Origin of the sequence: Sphingomonas sp. J315, assembly GCF_024666595.1 — a bacterium.
GTDB lineage: Bacteria > Pseudomonadota > Alphaproteobacteria > Sphingomonadales > Sphingomonadaceae > Sphingomonas.
On the sequence record NZ_CP088296.1, the window covers coordinates 2,417,130 to 2,432,577 of the forward strand.

Below are 15,448 nucleotides of genomic sequence, written 5' to 3' on the forward strand. Positions count from 1 at the left end.
CCGTTGACGTGCGCGCGTCGCGGGGCCAAGCGATCCGGCATGGCACAGCCGCGCGTATCCCGGCCCCGCGTGATCGTCACCCGCAAGCTCCCCGACGCGGTCGAGCAGCGGATGGTCGAGCTGTTCGATACGACCCTCAACCCCGTCGAGGAAGGTATGGACCGCGCGGCGCTGATCACGGCGGTGCGCGATTACGACGTGCTGGTGCCCAGCGTCACCGATACGATCGACGCCGAAGTGATTGCTGCGGCTGGCGAGCGGCTGAAGCTGATCGCCAATTTCGGTGCCGGGGTGAACCATATTGACCTGCGGGCGGCACGTGCGCGGGGGATCGTCGTGACCAACACGCCGGGCGTGCTGACCGAAGACACCGCCGACATGACGATGGCGCTGATCCTTGCCGTTCCGCGTCGGCTGGCGGAAGGCGAGAAATTGGTGCGGTCGGGCCAGTGGAAGGGCTGGTCGCCTGGCGGGATGCTGGGACATCGCATCGGCGGCAAGGCGCTGGGCATTGTCGGCATGGGCCGGATTGGCCAGGCGGTCGCGCGGCGCGCGCGGGCATTCGGCCTGTCGATCCACTATCACAACCGCCATCGCCTGCCTGAACAGGTCGAGGCGGAACTGGGCGCGACATTCCATGCCGATCTCGATACGATGCTGGGCGAGATCGATATCCTTACGATCCACACGCCCCTCAACGACGCGAGCCGCGACCTCATCGACGCGCGGCGGATCGGGTTGCTTGGGCCGCATGTCTACCTCATCAACGCCTCGCGCGGCGGGATCGTCGATGAAGAGGCAATGGTCGATGCGCTGGAGGCCGGGAGGCTCGCCGGGGCGGGCCTGGATGTATGGCGGTTCGAGCCGCAAATCGACCCGCGCCTGCTCGCACTGCCCAATGTCGTGATGACGCCGCATATGGGGTCCGCGACGTTCGAGGGGCGGCAGGCGACCGGCGAGAAGGTGATCGCCAATATCCGTTTCTGGGCCGACGGCCATCGTCCGCCCGATCAGGTTCTGGAAGGATGGATGTGATGACGATGCCGCGTTTTCATCTGGCGATCCCGGTCGACGATCTGGAGGCGGGGCGCGCATTCTATGGCGACCTGCTCGGTTGTCCGCAGGGGCGAGAGGACCCGGATCACTGGATCGATTTCGACCTGCGCGGGCATCAGCTGGTGCTGCACAAGGGGGAAGGTGCTGGGGTCCGCCTGCGCAATGCGGTCGATGGCGATGCGGTGCCGGTGCCGCATTTCGGGCTTGTGCTCGACTGGGACGAGTGGCACGCGCTGGCCGATCGGGTGAAGGCGGCGGGGACGCAGTTCGTGATCGAACCGCATATCCGCTTTGCCGGACAGCCCGGCGAACAGGCGACGATGTTCTTCTTTGATCCCGCCGGCAACGCGCTGGAATTCAAGGCATTCAAGGATATCGGGCAGCTGTTCGCGGTTTAATCCGCGCTTTCCGCTTCCTTCGCCTCCCGCCGTTTCCTGAGCGCGCGGGCGATCAGGATGCCGCCGAGAATGAACCCGCCGGGTGCGAGCAGCACCGTCGCGGCGAGGGCGGCGTTGCGGGCGGTGTTCGACTTGGGGGCTTCGTCAGACAGTGAAGCTCTCGCCGCAGCCGCAGGCGCCCTTGGCGTTCGGGTTATTGAACACGAAGCCGGCGGTGAAATCGTCCTCGACCCAGTCCATCGTCGATCCGATCAGGTAGAGCACCGACCCGCCATCGACGAACAGGGTGCCGCCGGGGGTGTCGATCCGCTCGTCCATCGGATTGGCGGCGGTGACGTAATCGACCGAATAGGCAAGGCCTGAACAGCCGCGACGCGGGGTCGAGAGCTTGACGCCGATCGCCCCTTCCGGTGCGCGTGACATCAGGTCGGCGATGCGGGCTTCCGAGGCGGAGGTCAGAAGGATCGCGGCGGGGCGGGCGCGGGTTTTGACTTCGGTCATCACAGCATCCCCAGTTCGAGCCGGGCCTCGTCGCTCATCTTCGCCGGGTCCCAAGGCGGATCCCAGACGAGGTTGACCTCGGCGTGGCCGACGCCCGGCACCGCGCCGACACGCAGCTCGACCTCGGCCGGCATGGATTCGGCGACCGGGCAGTGCGGGGTGGTGAGGGTCATCGTCACCACGGCATGCCCGGCATCGGTGACCTCGACATTGTAGATCAGGCCGAGGTCGTAGATGTTGACCGGGATTTCGGGGTCGAAAATGTCCTTCAAGGCGTCGATGATCGCTTCATAGGTCGCGCCGCCGGGTTCGCCTTTGGGGACATCCGAGGGCTTCTGGGACAAAAAGCCTTCGAGATAGTCGCGCTTGCGTTCGAACGTTTCCCGCGCATCTTCCACACGGGCGCGCGGCGGGGCGGCGACGGCGTCCACTTGCTCGACTTCGATCCTGCGTTCTTCGTTCATCCGAAGATCCTCGTCACTCGCTCTATCCCCTTGACCAGCGCGGCGATGTCCGCCGCGCCATTGTAAACCCCGAAGCTGACACGTGCCGTCGCCGGGACGCCGAGGCTGTCCATCAGCGGCTGGGCGCAGTGATGCCCGGCGCGGATGGCGACATTGCCCTCGTCCAAGATGGTGGCGACGTCGTGCGGATGCACCCCCTCCACGACGAAACTGACGATTCCGGCGCTGTCGTCGGGGCCGAGCAGCCGCACACTGTTGAGGCCGGATAGCGCGTCGCGGGCCTGCTTCACCAGCGCGGTTTCGTGCGCGTGGATGCGGTCGAGGCCGATGGCATCGACATAGTCGATCGCGGCGTGCAACCCGGTAACGCCGATGATGTGCGGGGTTCCCGCCTCGAACCGGCCTGGGGCGGGGGCGTAGGTCGTTTTCGCGAAGGTCACGCGGTCGATCATCGACCCGCCGCCCTGCCAGGGGGCATCGCGTCGAGCAGGTCGTGGCGGCCCCACAGCACGCCGATGCCGGTCGGGCCGTAGAGCTTGTGGCCGGAGAAGACGTAGAAGTCGCAGCCGAGCTCGGCGACGTTGACGGGCAGCCGGGGGACCGCCTGACAGCCGTCGATCAGGATCTTCGCGCCGACGCCATGCGCCAATTCGGTGGCGCGCTGCACGTCGAGGATCGAGCCCATGACGTTGGAGACATGGGCGAGCGCGACCAGCTTGTGCCGCTCGGTCAGCATCGCCGCCATCGCGTCGAGGTCGATACGGTGGTCGTCGGTCAGCGGCACCACGTCGATGATCGCGCCGGTGCGCTCCGCCGCCATCTGCCACGGCACGATATTGCTGTGATGTTCGAGCTGGCTGAGCAGGATGCGGTCGCCGGGCTTGAGGTTGGGGATCGCCCAGCTCTGCGCGACGAGGTTGATCCCCTCGGTCGCGCCGCGCACGAACACGACTTCGTCCTCGCGCCCGCCGATAAAGGTCGCGACGCGGCGGCGTGCGGCCTCATAGGCGAGGGTCATGTCGGCCGAGCGCTGATACACGCCGCGATGGACGGTGGCGTAATCCTGCGCGTAGCCGCGGGTGATCGCGTCGATCACCGGGCGCGGTTTTTGCGAGGTCGCGGCGGTGTCGAGATAGGCCCAGCCCGCCGGGATCGCCGGGAAATCGGCGAGGAGGTCGAGCGGAGCGGTCGCCGTCAGCGTACTCACAACGCCGCCTCCAGCCAGGCGTCGGCATCCGCCGCGAACGCCGCGCGCACCGCTTCGTCGTCAATCCGGTCGATTGCGTCGGTGACGAAGGCGCGAGTCAGCAGCGCCTTGGCCTGTGCCTCGGGGATGCCGCGCGACTGCATGTAGAACAGCGCCTTGGCATCGAGCTCGCCCACCGTCGCTCCGTGGGCGCATTTCACATCGTCGGCGAAGATTTCGAGTTCGGGCTTCAGATTCACTGTCGCGGTGCGCTTGAGCAGCAGGCCGCGCAGCGATTGCTCGCCATCGGTCTTCTGCGCATCGCGGCGGACCTGCGCGCGCGAGGCGATGCTGGCGGTCGAGGTGTCGGCGGCGACCGCGCGCCAGATCTGGCGGCTGGTCCCTTCCGGCGCGGCATGATCGGCGACGGTTGCGGCATCGGCCTTCTCGCCGCCACGGGTCAGCAGCGCGCCGCCAGCCTCGCCATAGGCACCCTCGCCGGTCAGCGTCAGCCGCGCCTCGACCCGTGCGGTGCGGCAGCCGGTGACGAGCGCGGTGCTGACGAAGCTGCCCGCCTTACCGATCGTGGCATCGGCGTAGTCGGTGTGTGCGCCGTCTTCCTTGAGAACGCGGACGGCGCGCATCAGTCGCGCGCCTTCGCCCAGCTCGACCCACAGATTGGCGTTGCTCCAGCCGGGACCAACATGCGTTTCGACGAGCGATGCGACCGCATCAGCCTGAAGCACGATCTTGTTCGACAGATGCGCGACGCCGCCGGTGGTGACGTGGATCACCTGTACCGGGCCGTCGAGTGCGGCTCCAGACTTCAGATACAGGACATAGCCTGCCTGAGCGTAGGTACATGCCGCTTCCGAATAGGGGTTGGCAGGGGTGCGGATCGGCGCGGCGGAAATCTCGACCGGGCCGGGGGCGCTCGCCTCCGCGACGAATGCGCCGTCGACGAACAACAGGCGCGGGCCGGGGCGGTCGATCCACAGGTGCGCGACGTCAGGCGCGGCACCGCGCGGCGTTGCTGCGAGCGCATCGAGCGGCGCGGCGTCGAACCAGCGCCAATCTTCCGCGATCGGGGCGTCGAGTACAAGGCCGTGGGTCATGGCTGGCGCCCCTTCAAGTGCTGGCGCAGCTGCGCGACCAGCGCCGGGCGGGCGCGGGCGACACACCCCTTGATCGCATCATTGGTCTTGTTGCCGTGGCGCACGCATCCGACCGCAGTGCGGCATAGCGCGGCATCCAGCGTGTCGACGCCGGTCGTCTCACTGAGCGAGCAGTCATACTGGTCGCCCCGCTTGCGCGTGATTGACACGGCAATGCGGTCGAGCTTTGGCGCGATGACGAGGATTTCTTCTTCAGTCGTCGGGTCGATCGGCGGCGGTGCGGCGGCCTGGAGTGCGAGTGCGAGCAGGCTCATCGCTTCCGCTCCGTCACCAGAGCGATCAGCAGTCCGACACCGCCGGCCCACATGATGAAGGCCGCGCCCGCCTGGCTGGCGAAGCTGCGCCCGGCATAGATATCGGGCAGGAAGGCGAAACCGATTCCGTCCAGCAGCAGGGCGATTCCGGTTCCCAATGCCATCATGGCGATCAGCGGCGCGCCCGACGCGCTGCCGAGGCGGCGTGCCACTTCGACCGTGATCAGGCTGGTGATGACGCCGACCCCGAACATCGCCGCGGTCGCGATCCCGCCGTCGAACAGGAAGGGAAGAAAGTGGACGATTCCCGCGCCGCACGCCCACAGGCTGGTGCCGAGCAGCGCCGCGATCCAGCCTTGCCGCGACGTCATCACGCCGCCACCTGCGAATAGCCCTCACGCTCCAGTTCGAGCGCGAGTTCGGGGCCGCCGGTCTTCACGATGCGGCCATCGGCGAGGATGTGGACGAAGTCGGGCTTCACATAATCGAGCAGGCGCTGATAGTGGGTGATCAGCAGCACCGCCTTGTCGGGGGCGCGCATGATGCGGTTGATGCCGTCGCCGACGATGCGCAGCGCGTCGATGTCGAGGCCGCTATCGGTTTCGTCGAGGATCGCGAGCTTGGGATCGAGGATGCCCATCTGAACCATCTCGTTGCGCTTCTTCTCGCCGCCCGAGAATCCGACATTGACCGGGCGCTTGAGCATCTCTGCGTCCATCTCCAGCGCGGCGGCCTGGGCGCGGGCGAGTTTCAGGAACTCGGCCCCCGACAGCGGGGCCTCGTCGCGTGCACGGCGCTGGCTGTTGAGGCTTTCGCGAAGGAACTGAACGTTCGAGACGCCGGGGATTTCGACCGGGTACTGGAAACCCAGGAACAGGCCGGCGGCGGCGCGCTCATGGGGTTCGAGCTCGAGCAGGTCGGTGCCGTTGAAGGTCACGCTGCCCTCGGTCACCTCGTAGCCGGGGCGGCCGCCAAGGACATAGCCGAGCGTCGACTTGCCCGCGCCGTTGGGGCCCATGATCGCATGGACTTCGCCGGCATTGAGGCTGAGGGTCAGGCCCTTGAGGATCGGCTTGCCGTCGATTTCGGCGTGGAGATTGGTGATCTGGAGCATGTTATCCTGCGTGCAAATTCTGAAGTGCGTCAGCATGACGGTGGGTAGGGGTCACCGCGGCTCCTCCTGCGGCTTCATTCCGCCCAGCGTGATTGCGGGGGTGCCGCTTTCGTCCTTGGGCGGGGGCGGGAGCTTGCCGAGGCGGTTGGGGTCTTCGTCCTTTGCCTCGCCGACGACCGGGCCGACGGCGGGAGCCTTGGGCGTTTCGGGCTTGAGCGAGACGCCGAGGCCGAGCTTGGGCTCCGTCGTCAGGATCTTTGGCGCGGTCGCGGTCAGACCCGCGCCTGCGCCGCCGCAAAATTCCTGTCCCTTGGTCGAAGTGACGCAATCGGGCAGCGAGGTGCAGGCCGCGTCGTCGATCCGTTTCGTCCCCGACGACTTGAACACGCGGCAGTTGATCAGGCGGCCATCGGGCGCGCGGTCGAACACCAACGCGACGCGGCCGACCCGGGCGGTGATGACCACTTCTTCATATTCGGGCTCGGGCGCGGCGACCGCGTCCTGCGGCACGATGGCCAGAAGGGCGAACGCGGCGATCATCCCACGCTGCCCTCGAGCGAGATGCCGAGCAGCTTCTGCGCCTCGACCGCGAACTCCATCGGGAGCTGCTGGAGCACCTCCTTGGCGAAGCCGTTGACGATCAGCGCGACCGCCGCTTCCTGATCCAGCCCACGTTGCATGGCGTAGAACATCTGGTCCTCGCTGATCTTGCTCGTGGTCGCCTCGTGCTCGATCTGGGCTGAAGGATTCCTGACTTCGATATACGGTACGGTGTGCGCGCCGCATTCGGAGCCGAGCAACAGGCTGTCGCACTGTGTGAAGTTGCGCACGCCCTCCGCGCCCGGCGCGACGCGGACGAGGCCGCGATAGGTGTTGTTGCTGCGGCCCGCGCTGATCCCCTTGGAGATGATCGTCGAGCGCGATCCCTTGCCATTGTGGATCATCTTCGTGCCGGTATCGGCCTGTTGGCGGTTGTTGGTGACCGCGACCGAGTAGAATTCGCCGACGCTGTTTTCGCCGTTGAGCACGCAGGACGGATATTTCCAGGTGATCGCGCTGCCGGTCTCGACCTGGGTCCAGCTGACCTTGGAGTTCCGGCCCTGGCACAAAGCGCGCTTGGTCACGAAATTATAGATGCCGCCCTCGCCATTCTCGTCGCCCGGATACCAGTTCTGGACGGTCGAATATTTGATCTCGGCATCGTCGAGCGCGACCAGTTCGACCACGGCGGCGTGGAGCTGGTTCTCGTCGCGCATCGGGGCGGTGCAGCCTTCGAGATAGCTGACATAGCTGCCCTTGTCGGCGACGATCAGCGTGCGTTCGAACTGGCCGGTATTCTCGGCGTTGATTCGGAAATAGGTCGACAGCTCCATCGGGCAGCGCACGCCCTCGGGGATATAGACGAAGGTGCCGTCGCTGAAGACCGCGCAGTTCAATGCGGCGAAATAGTTGTCGTGCATCGGCACGACCTTCCCCAGCCATTTGCGGACTTGATCGGGATATTCGCGGATCGCCTCGCTGATCGAGCGGAAGATGACGCCGGCCGCCTCGAGTTCCTTGCGGAAGGTGGTGGCGACGCTGACGCTGTCGAACACCGCGTCGACCGCGACCTTGCGCGCGCCCTCGACCCCGGCCAGCACCTTCTGCTCCTCGATCGGGATGCCGAGCTTTTCATAGACGCGCAGGATTTCGGGATCGACCTCGTCGAGGCTGCCGAGCTTGGGCTTCGCCTTGGGTTCGGCGTAATAGTACGCGTCCTGATAGTCGATCGGGTCGATGTCGAGCTTCGCCCAGTCGGGTGCGGTCATCGTCAGCCAGTGGCGATAGGCCTTGAGCCGCCAGTCGAGCATCCATTCCGGTTCGTTCTTCTTGGCCGAGATGAAGCGGACCGTGTCCTCGCTCAGCCCCTTGGGCGCGAAGTCCTGTTCGATGTCCGAGGAGAAGCCCCACTCGTATTTCTTGTTGGCGGCGGCGATCGCCTCTGCATTCTTGGTGGCCATTATGCGGGTACCGGCTGGGAGGAGAGGGAGGCGAGGGTGACGCCGGCGAGTGCGCCGCGGACCGATGCGTTGACATTGTTCCAGTGCGGTTTCACGCGGCAGCTCTGTTCGATGCAGCAGTCATGCTTGCCGGTGTCGACGCACGCGGTGAGCGCGATCGGTCCTTCGATCGCTTCGACGATGTCGGCCAGGGTGATCGTTGCGGGCGGGCGGGCGAGGCGGAAGCCGCCACCGGTGCCGCGCGCGCTTTCGATCAGGCCGGCGGCGGAGAGGCGGCTGACCAGCTTTTGGACCGTGGGAAGCGGCAACCTGGTCTCGTCCGCCAGCAGCGTCGCGTTCAGCCGCCCGCTGACGCCGCAGTGACGCGCGGCGGCGGAGAGCATCACGACGGCATAGTCTGTCTGGGCGGAGAGGCGCATGGATTCCCTGTTGGGCCTACGCGCAAAAGCGCTGCGGCCTGCCGAACTGATTGCGAGCCATTCTCAAATCGGAATGATTCGTTCCGATTGGGCAGATGGGCTTGGAGAGGGGGTGTGTCAAGGCGCGGACCCCCCGGGGCTGATAGTGTAAGCCTTGTGTAAACTTCCGCGCGACGGGGTGACGCGACGGGGCGACAGGCGTTAAGGGCAGCGTCCATGCTCTACGACCTGCTCAAGCCGCTGATCTTCACGCTCGACGCCGAACGCGCGCACCGTCTGGCTATTCGCGCGTCCGCGCTGTCGCCGGGTGGCAGCATCCCGCGCGTGCGGCCGGTCACGATCGGCGGGGTGGCGTTCCCCAACCCCGTCGGACTTGCGGCGGGGCTGGACAAGGATGGCGAGGCGATCGACGGGCTGATGGGGCTGGGGTTCGGCAGCGTCGAGATCGGATCGCTGACGCCGCGCCCGCAGGCGGGCAATCCGAAGCCGCGGCTGTTTCGGCTGGTCGAGGACCGCGCGGTGGTCAACCGCATGGGGTTCAACAATGGCGGGATCGATGCGGCGATCGAGCGCGTCAATCGGGCGAAGCGGCCGGGCGTGCTTGGCATCAATGTCGGGGCGAACAAGGACAGCGACGATCGCGTGGCGGATTATGCGCTCGGCGTGGCGAAGGTCGCGCCGCATGCGGACTATGTGACGATCAATGTCAGTTCACCCAACACGCCGGGGCTGCGCGACCTTCAGTCACGACCGGCGCTGGACGAATTGCTGAACGCGGCGAGTGCGGCGCGGGTGCTGGAGGGCGCGCGCGTGCCACTGTTTCTCAAGGTCGCGCCCGATCTCGACCGTGCGGGGATGGCGGGGGTGGTCGCGGCTGCGGCCAATGCGTCGGTCGATGCGCTGATTGTCGGCAATACGACGATTTCACGGCCCGATACGCTGCGTTCCCCGCTGGCCGCCGAAGCGGGCGGTCTGTCGGGGCGACCGCTGGCCGCGCTTGCCCGTGAGAAACTGGCAATGGCGATCGAGATTGCCGATGGCGCGCTGCCGGTGATCGCGGTCGGCGGGATCGATTCGCCCGAAGAGGCGCTGGCGCGGCTCGATGCGGGGGCGGCGATGGTGCAGATATATTCGGCGCTGGTGTTCGAAGGGCCGGGGCTGGTGCGGCGGATCGTCAACCGTCTGTGACGTAGCGGCATTGCGATTGCCAGCGGTGTCGTTAGGGTTCGCGCATGATTGAGCGCGGGCACGAACCCGCGCCGCAGGAGTTGGGGTCAGGATGCGCAAGCTCGAAAAATTCGACAATCTCGTTTCGATGTTCTTCACCCGCGCGCGGGAACAGGGCGACGCGCCGTTCCTCTGGGCCAAGAGCGGCGGTACGTGGCAGTCGATCAGCTGGGCGGAATCGGCGCGCAAGGTCGCGAGCCTGGCGGCGGCGCTGAAATCGCTTGGTCTGAAACCGGGCGACCGGGTGATGCTGGTCAGCGAGAACCGGCCCGAATGGTGCCTGAGCGACCTTGCGATCATGGCGGCGGGCGGGGTGACCGTGCCGACCTACATCACCAATACCGAGCGCGATCACCAGCATATCATCGACAATTCGGGCGCGACGATGACGATCGTGTCCGATGCGAAGCTGGCCAAGACCCTGCTCCCTGCGATCCTGCGCACGGCGGGTAGCGTCGGGCATGTGGTGATCGGCATGGACGAGATGAAGCTCAGCCAGCCGGGCGCGATCGACTTTCACGACTGGAACGCGCTGATCGCCGCCAATGCCGCAGACGTGGCGGTCGCCGAAGCTGCGGCGGCGCGGATGAAGCGCGAGGATCTGGCGTGCATCATCTACACCAGCGGCACCGGCGGCTCCCCGCGCGGCGTGATGCAGCATCACGGCGCGATCCTGACCAATGTCGAGGGCTGCTGCACCGTGATCAGCGAGGATTTCGGCTGGGACGACGAGATATTCCTGTCGTTTCTGCCGCTCAGCCACGCCTATGAGCATACCGGCGGGCAGCATTTCCCGATCGGGCTGGGCGCGCAGATCTATTATGCCGAAGGTCTCGACAAGCTGGCGTCGAATATCGAGGAGGTGCGCCCGACGCTGATGGTCGTCGTGCCCCGGCTGTTCGAGGTGTTGCGCACGCGGATTACCAAGCAGGTCGAGAAACAGGGCAAGTTTGCCAATTACCTGCTCGACCGCGCGGTTTCGATCGGGGGCAAGAAGGCGGCGGGGAAGAGTTCGGTGCTCGACGTGCCGATGAGCCTCTTCCTGAGCCGCACGTTGAAGCCAAAATTGTCGAAGAAGTTTGGCGGGCGGATCAAGGCGATGGTGTCGGGCGGCGCGCCGCTCAACCCGGAGGTCGGAGTGTTCTTCGAGAGCCTCGGAATCACCTTCCTGCAGGGGTACGGTCAGACCGAGGCGGCGCCCGTCATCAGCTGCAACCGCCCGAGCGCCGGCCTAAAGCACGACACGGTCGGCCCGCCGCTGGAGGGCGTCGAGGTGAAGATCGCCGAGGATGGCGAGATTCTGGTGCGCGGCGAGCTGGTGATGCACGGTTACTGGCGCAACGAGGCCGAGACGGCTCGCGTCCTCAAGGACGGGTGGCTGCATACCGGCGATATCGGGCTGATCGACGAGAGGGGCCGAATCAAGATCACCGACCGCAAGAAGGACATCATCGTCAACGACAAGGGCGACAATGTTGCGCCGCAAAAGGTTGAGGGCATGCTTACCCTTCAGCCCGAAATCATGCAGGCAATGATCGCGGGCGACCGCAAGCCGTACATGACCGCAGTGCTGGTTCCCGACCCCGAATGGACGCAGGAATGGTGCGCCAAGACCGGGGCAAAATGCGACCTCAAGGCGCTGCGCGACGACCCGGACTATCGCAGCGCAATCGGCGCGGCGGTCGATCGGGTGAACAAGGATTTGTCGGTGATCGAACGCGTGCGCCGCTTTATCCTGGCGGACGAGCCGTTCACGATCGAGAACCAGCAGCTGACCCCCAGCCTCAAGATCCGCCGCCATATCCTCAAAGAGGTGTATGGGGCGCGGCTGGACGGCTTGTACAAGGGCTAGCTTTGCGTCGCCCCGGGCTTGACCCGGGGTGACGAAAGGGAGCGTCTATCGCGTTCCCGCCACCGGTGCGACGGCTTCCCAGCCTTTGGGTAGCACGATCATTGCCCAATCCTTGTCGCGCGCCAGATATTTGATCGCGAGTGCCTGAAGCTCCTCCGGCCCGGTGCGGCCATAGTCGCTTCCCAGCGTGTTGACCGCGGCCAGGCGGCGCGGGTCGAACGTCCCGCCCTCTGTCTGCTGCATCCAGAAGGGGTTGCCGCTCGACCGGCGCGCGACCATCTGGGCCGTCGGCACCAGTGCGCGGCGCAACTCGTCCAACTCGATCGGCTTGGCGACCAGGTCGGCAGCGATCTCTCGCGCCACGGTGAGGAACAGGTCGGTCTTGTCAGGGGGCAACAGGGTCAGCGCGATCACCCGCCCGCCGCCGGGCTGGCCGACCGGCCATTGGCTGATGACCGTGGGCGAGTAGCTCACCCCCTCGGTTGAACGGATTAGGTCGAGGATTCGGTCGCGCATCACCGCAGCGAGAATTTCGAGCTTGCGGCCTTCGGAAATATTGACCGCGCCGCCGCCCGCTTGCCACGCGATCACGGCAGCGGCCTGATCGGGTTCACCGGTATGGCGGAGGACCAGCGGGCTCTCAACATGGGCCGGAAAGCGCACGGCGGCCGAGACGATGGCCGATGCCCGACGTGGCTTCATCGCGCCAAAGGTCTGGCGCACCGCCTCGATCGCCTTGTCGACGTCGATGTCGCCGAACACCTGCACCTCGATCGGCCCGCTGGCGAGTAGCGGCTCCCACAGGGCACGGAAGTCCTTGGCGTTGAGCTTCTCGATCTCCGCGAGTTCGGGCATCCCCCAGCGCGGATCGCCGGCGTGGAGGAGATGATCCAGCATGTTGCCGATCACGGCATCGGGGGAGGCGTTGCGCGCGGCATAGCCGGAGATCGCGACCGCACGGGCACGGGCGACCGGCTTGGGATCCCAGCCCGGTACTTCGAGCTTCGTCGCGATCAGCCGCAGCTGATCGGTCAGGTCGGCGGGCGAGGTTTGCCCCGCGATGACGAAGGCGTCGTCGCCGACCCCGAACTGCATCGAAATGCGCCGGTCGCCGGTGATCTGGTCGATCTCCTCCTGGCCAAGTTTGCCGATGCCGCCTTCCAGCAGCGCGAGGTTGGCGGCCCAGGCAGGGGTCTGGCGGTTGGCAGGCAGCGCTTGCATGCCGCGCCCGAAGCGAACCGAGACATAGATGCGACCGACTTCGCCCGGATTCTGGAAGAACAGGCCGGTAACCCCATTGGAATAGCGAACCTGTTCGATCTTCGGATCGGGTACTGCCACCGCCCGCATCGCGACCTTGCCCGGCGTGCCGAGCCTGGGCAGCGACGCGAAGCTGACGTTGCGCAACGCCGCGCGGGTGCCGGCGAGGCCCGAAACATCGGCCTCAAGCGCGGCGGCGAGCTTGGTCTGGACATTGGCGTCGGGCGCGCGCGTGGTGATCAGCGCGCGGGTTGCGACACCCTGAAGCACCCGCCGGGTCGATGCCAGCACGCGCTCCGGCGTGAACATCCTTTGATTGATCGCGCCCTGGAAGATGCCGAAGCTCGCCTGTTCGCTGGTCGTCACCTCGTTGATGTCGACTGCGGCGATCAGCGTGTCGGCGCGCTGCGACCCGGCGGTCACGCGCGCGGTCTCGATCGCGTTGCGCATCTCTGACGCGATCTCGTTCACCTCGCGGTCGATCTCGGCCTGGGTCGGTGCGGTGGCGAGCGCGTCGGCGACGACGCCGCGTACTTCCTTGAGTGCGGTCTCCCAATCCTCGCCGACCGGAAGCACCTGGATCGTCGTCACGTTCACCGATCGCACGGCGTCCGACAGGTCGGCACCCGCGCCGATATAGCTCGACCCGGATCGCGCCCGCCGTTCGAGGCGGCGGTTGATGATCCGGACCGCGACAAAATCGACCCAGCGCTCCTGATTGAACTTCACCGTATCCTCGAACACGGTCCAGGGGCGCAGTACGGCGAGGGCGACGATGGGCGGCAGGGTCGGTTCGACCAAGGCAGCGCTTTTTGGGTGGGTGTCGCTCGGCTTGCCGAAATCGGGATTTGCGGGGTTGGGGCCGACGCCCTTCCATGCCGCGAAATGCTTGACGATCTGCGCCTCGAACAGCGCGGGATCGAGGTCGCCGACGATCACCAATGTTGTGCGTTCCGGCCGGTACCAGCGCTGGTGAAAGGCGCGGACCGTGTCGGCGGTCGCTCCGGTCAACGTCTCCACCGTCCCGATGACGGGTCGATCGGCGAACCGCTGCCCCGCGAAGAACAGGCGGCGCCGCAGATCGTCCAGCCGCTCTCCCGGCCCCAGCGACTCGCGCTGTTCCGCCAGTACCACCGGCCGCTCCTGTGTCAGCGACTGGGTGGTGATGTTGGGTGCCGCCATCATGTCGGCAAGGATCATCATCGACTGGTCGAGGCTCGCCTCGTTCGCATTGGGAAGGTCGAGCTTGTAGGTGGTGGATACCGGCGTGGTGCTGGCGTTGCTGTCCGATCCGAAGGTGACACCCAGCCGCTGCCACACCCGTTTCGATTCGCCATCGGGGATCTTGGACGATCCGCGAAAGGAGAGGTGTTCGAGCAGATGGGCAAAGCCCTTCTCGCTCTCCTGCTCCATCAGCGATCCCACCGCCATGTGCAGCCGCACCGATACCTGGCCCGGGGGCACGCCATTCTTGCGCACCGCATAGCGCAGGCCGTTGGGGAGCGTCCCGAACCGCCATTCGGGGTCGTGCTCAATGTCGCTGCCCTTGTACAGCCAGGGCGTCTTGTCGACCGCGACAGGCGCGGCTGTGGCCTGGGGTGCCGGGGCGCTCGACTGGCCGAGCGCGGGCAGCGCGGCTGCGACGAAAAATAGGGGAAGGGCGAGCGGCCGGAGGCGCGAAAACAAAGCCATCGTGCGGGAGCTTAGCTTGGATGCGCGCGCCGTGCCAGCCGGTGCCGCAACGGTCCGTCGCGCGCGACTTTGGCGCGGGTTCGGCCATGTTTTGGACCCAGTGTGCTCCTAGCCCCGCACCTGAAGCCGTGGCCGAGAATCGTGCCAGCGGCCGGTTGGGTGGGGCGTAGCGTGTTCGAGCGGACGATCGATCGGAACAGCGACGGCGCGACGGCTTTGTCCGCCGTAGTACCGCGTGACGTGTCGAATCGCGGACCCGCACATGCCCTTGCCGATCGGGTGATCGGCGGCTTCTCGCTGGTTCCGATCGCGCCGGTACTCGATGTGCGGGCATTCGGCTGGACACGCGAGTTGCGCGACAACTGGCGCGCGATCCGGGACGAGGCGCGTGCCGCGACGCGCGCCTGCGACGCGCGCGCCGCCTTTATCCTGTGGCGGCGCGGCGACCGGGTCGAGGTCAATGCCGCGCGCTGCCCGGCGACCGCAGCAGCGATAGCGACGATCCCCGGTCTCGACAGCGCGAGCTTCGCGATTCTTCCGCCCGGCACCCATGTGCCTGCGCATCGCGGGGCGACCCGGGGGCTCCTCACCTGCCATCTGGGCTTGATCATCCCGCGTGACGGCGATGCGCGGATGCGGGTTGGAGACCGCGTATTGCGCTGGGCTGAGGGTGAGACCTTGGTGTTCGACGACACCTATGACCATGAGGCGTGGAACGACACGGGCGGCACCCGCGTGGTGCTGCGCGTTCGCGTGCGGCGTCCGCTGCGCCAGCCCGGCCGGTGGATCGCCGACGCGCTACTGCGGCTACGGGCGGCGATGCGCCGCTGAGCGACGGGGGCACCGGCGG

15 protein-coding genes and 1 pseudogene are annotated in these 15,448 nt (G+C 66.6%); 5 read left to right on the forward strand and 11 right to left on the reverse strand.

Annotated features, from left to right (window positions below; translation table 11 throughout):
* The first annotated feature begins 39 nt into the window (after positions 1-39).
* A complete protein-coding gene (locus LRS08_RS12365; RefSeq protein WP_257843405.1) occupies positions 40-1,035 on the forward strand; it encodes a D-glycerate dehydrogenase in 996 nt (331 codons plus the stop codon).
* The gene (locus tag LRS08_RS12370) at positions 1,035-1,454 is read left to right on the forward strand and encodes a VOC family protein (RefSeq protein ID WP_257843404.1); all 420 of its coding nucleotides are present in this window, start codon (positions 1,035-1,037) and stop codon (positions 1,452-1,454) included. Before LRS08_RS12365 ends, LRS08_RS12370 begins: the two co-directional genes overlap by 1 nt.
* Before the next feature lie 144 nt (positions 1,455-1,598).
* Here the strand turns inward: LRS08_RS12370 and LRS08_RS12375 are convergent, their stop codons facing one another.
* The 10 genes and pseudogenes from LRS08_RS12375 to LRS08_RS12420 all read right to left on the reverse strand — a co-directional run bounded on the left by LRS08_RS12375 (position 1,599) and on the right by LRS08_RS12420 (position 8,567).
* Positions 1,599-1,955, reverse strand: a complete 357-nt coding sequence (locus LRS08_RS12375; protein ID WP_257843403.1) for a HesB/IscA family protein — start codon at positions 1,953-1,955, stop codon at positions 1,599-1,601.
* Positions 1,955-2,419, reverse strand: coding sequence for an SUF system Fe-S cluster assembly protein (locus LRS08_RS12380; RefSeq protein ID WP_257843402.1), 465 nt, complete (start codon positions 2,417-2,419; stop codon positions 1,955-1,957). The genes LRS08_RS12375 and LRS08_RS12380 overlap by 1 nt, the downstream gene beginning before the upstream one ends.
* Positions 2,416-3,617: pseudogene (locus LRS08_RS12385) on the reverse strand (cysteine desulfurase). The gene LRS08_RS12380 and the pseudogene LRS08_RS12385 overlap by 4 nt, the downstream one beginning before the upstream one ends.
* Before the next feature lie 5 nt (positions 3,618-3,622).
* Positions 3,623-4,720, reverse strand: a complete 1,098-nt coding sequence (locus LRS08_RS12390) for a SufD family Fe-S cluster assembly protein (protein WP_257843401.1) — start codon at positions 4,718-4,720, stop codon at positions 3,623-3,625.
* Positions 4,717-5,034, reverse strand: a complete 318-nt coding sequence (locus LRS08_RS12395; protein ID WP_257843399.1) for a hypothetical protein — start codon at positions 5,032-5,034, stop codon at positions 4,717-4,719. Before LRS08_RS12395 ends, LRS08_RS12390 begins: the two co-directional genes overlap by 4 nt.
* Complete coding sequence (locus LRS08_RS12400; RefSeq protein WP_257843398.1) at positions 5,031-5,405, reverse strand: hypothetical protein; 375 nt, start codon at positions 5,403-5,405, stop codon at positions 5,031-5,033. Before LRS08_RS12400 ends, LRS08_RS12395 begins: the two co-directional genes overlap by 4 nt.
* A complete protein-coding gene (gene sufC, locus LRS08_RS12405) occupies positions 5,405-6,148 on the reverse strand; it encodes a Fe-S cluster assembly ATPase SufC (protein ID WP_260480775.1) in 744 nt (247 codons plus the stop codon). The genes LRS08_RS12400 and sufC overlap by 1 nt, the downstream gene beginning before the upstream one ends.
* A gap of 51 nt (positions 6,149-6,199) precedes the next feature.
* Entirely contained in the window at positions 6,200-6,688 is a 489-nt protein-coding gene (locus LRS08_RS12410; protein WP_257843397.1) for an energy transducer TonB, read from the reverse strand.
* The gene (gene sufB, locus LRS08_RS12415) at positions 6,685-8,148 is read right to left on the reverse strand and encodes a Fe-S cluster assembly protein SufB (protein ID WP_260480776.1); all 1,464 of its coding nucleotides are present in this window, start codon (positions 8,146-8,148) and stop codon (positions 6,685-6,687) included. Before sufB ends, LRS08_RS12410 begins: the two co-directional genes overlap by 4 nt.
* The gene (locus LRS08_RS12420) at positions 8,148-8,567 is read right to left on the reverse strand and encodes an SUF system Fe-S cluster assembly regulator (protein WP_257843396.1); all 420 of its coding nucleotides are present in this window, start codon (positions 8,565-8,567) and stop codon (positions 8,148-8,150) included. The genes sufB and LRS08_RS12420 overlap by 1 nt, the downstream gene beginning before the upstream one ends.
* Positions 8,568-8,783: 216 nt before the next feature.
* Here LRS08_RS12420 and LRS08_RS12425 point away from each other — a divergent pair, with 216 nt between their 5' ends.
* Together LRS08_RS12425 and LRS08_RS12430 are read left to right on the forward strand one after the other, a co-directional pair.
* Positions 8,784-9,755, forward strand: a complete 972-nt coding sequence (locus LRS08_RS12425) for a quinone-dependent dihydroorotate dehydrogenase (protein WP_260480777.1) — start codon at positions 8,784-8,786, stop codon at positions 9,753-9,755.
* Between the two features lie 91 nt (positions 9,756-9,846).
* Complete coding sequence (locus LRS08_RS12430) at positions 9,847-11,646, forward strand: AMP-dependent synthetase/ligase (protein WP_260480778.1); 1,800 nt, start codon at positions 9,847-9,849, stop codon at positions 11,644-11,646.
* A gap of 45 nt (positions 11,647-11,691) precedes the next feature.
* Here the strand turns inward: LRS08_RS12430 and LRS08_RS12435 are convergent, their stop codons facing one another.
* The gene (locus tag LRS08_RS12435) at positions 11,692-14,598 is read right to left on the reverse strand and encodes a pitrilysin family protein (RefSeq protein ID WP_260480779.1); all 2,907 of its coding nucleotides are present in this window, start codon (positions 14,596-14,598) and stop codon (positions 11,692-11,694) included.
* Positions 14,599-14,769: 171 nt separating this feature from the next.
* On the opposite strand from LRS08_RS12435, the gene LRS08_RS12440 reads away from it, so the two are divergent.
* A complete protein-coding gene (locus LRS08_RS12440; RefSeq protein ID WP_257843391.1) occupies positions 14,770-15,429 on the forward strand; it encodes an aspartyl/asparaginyl beta-hydroxylase domain-containing protein in 660 nt (219 codons plus the stop codon).
* Positions 15,430-15,448 lie beyond the last annotated feature (19 nt).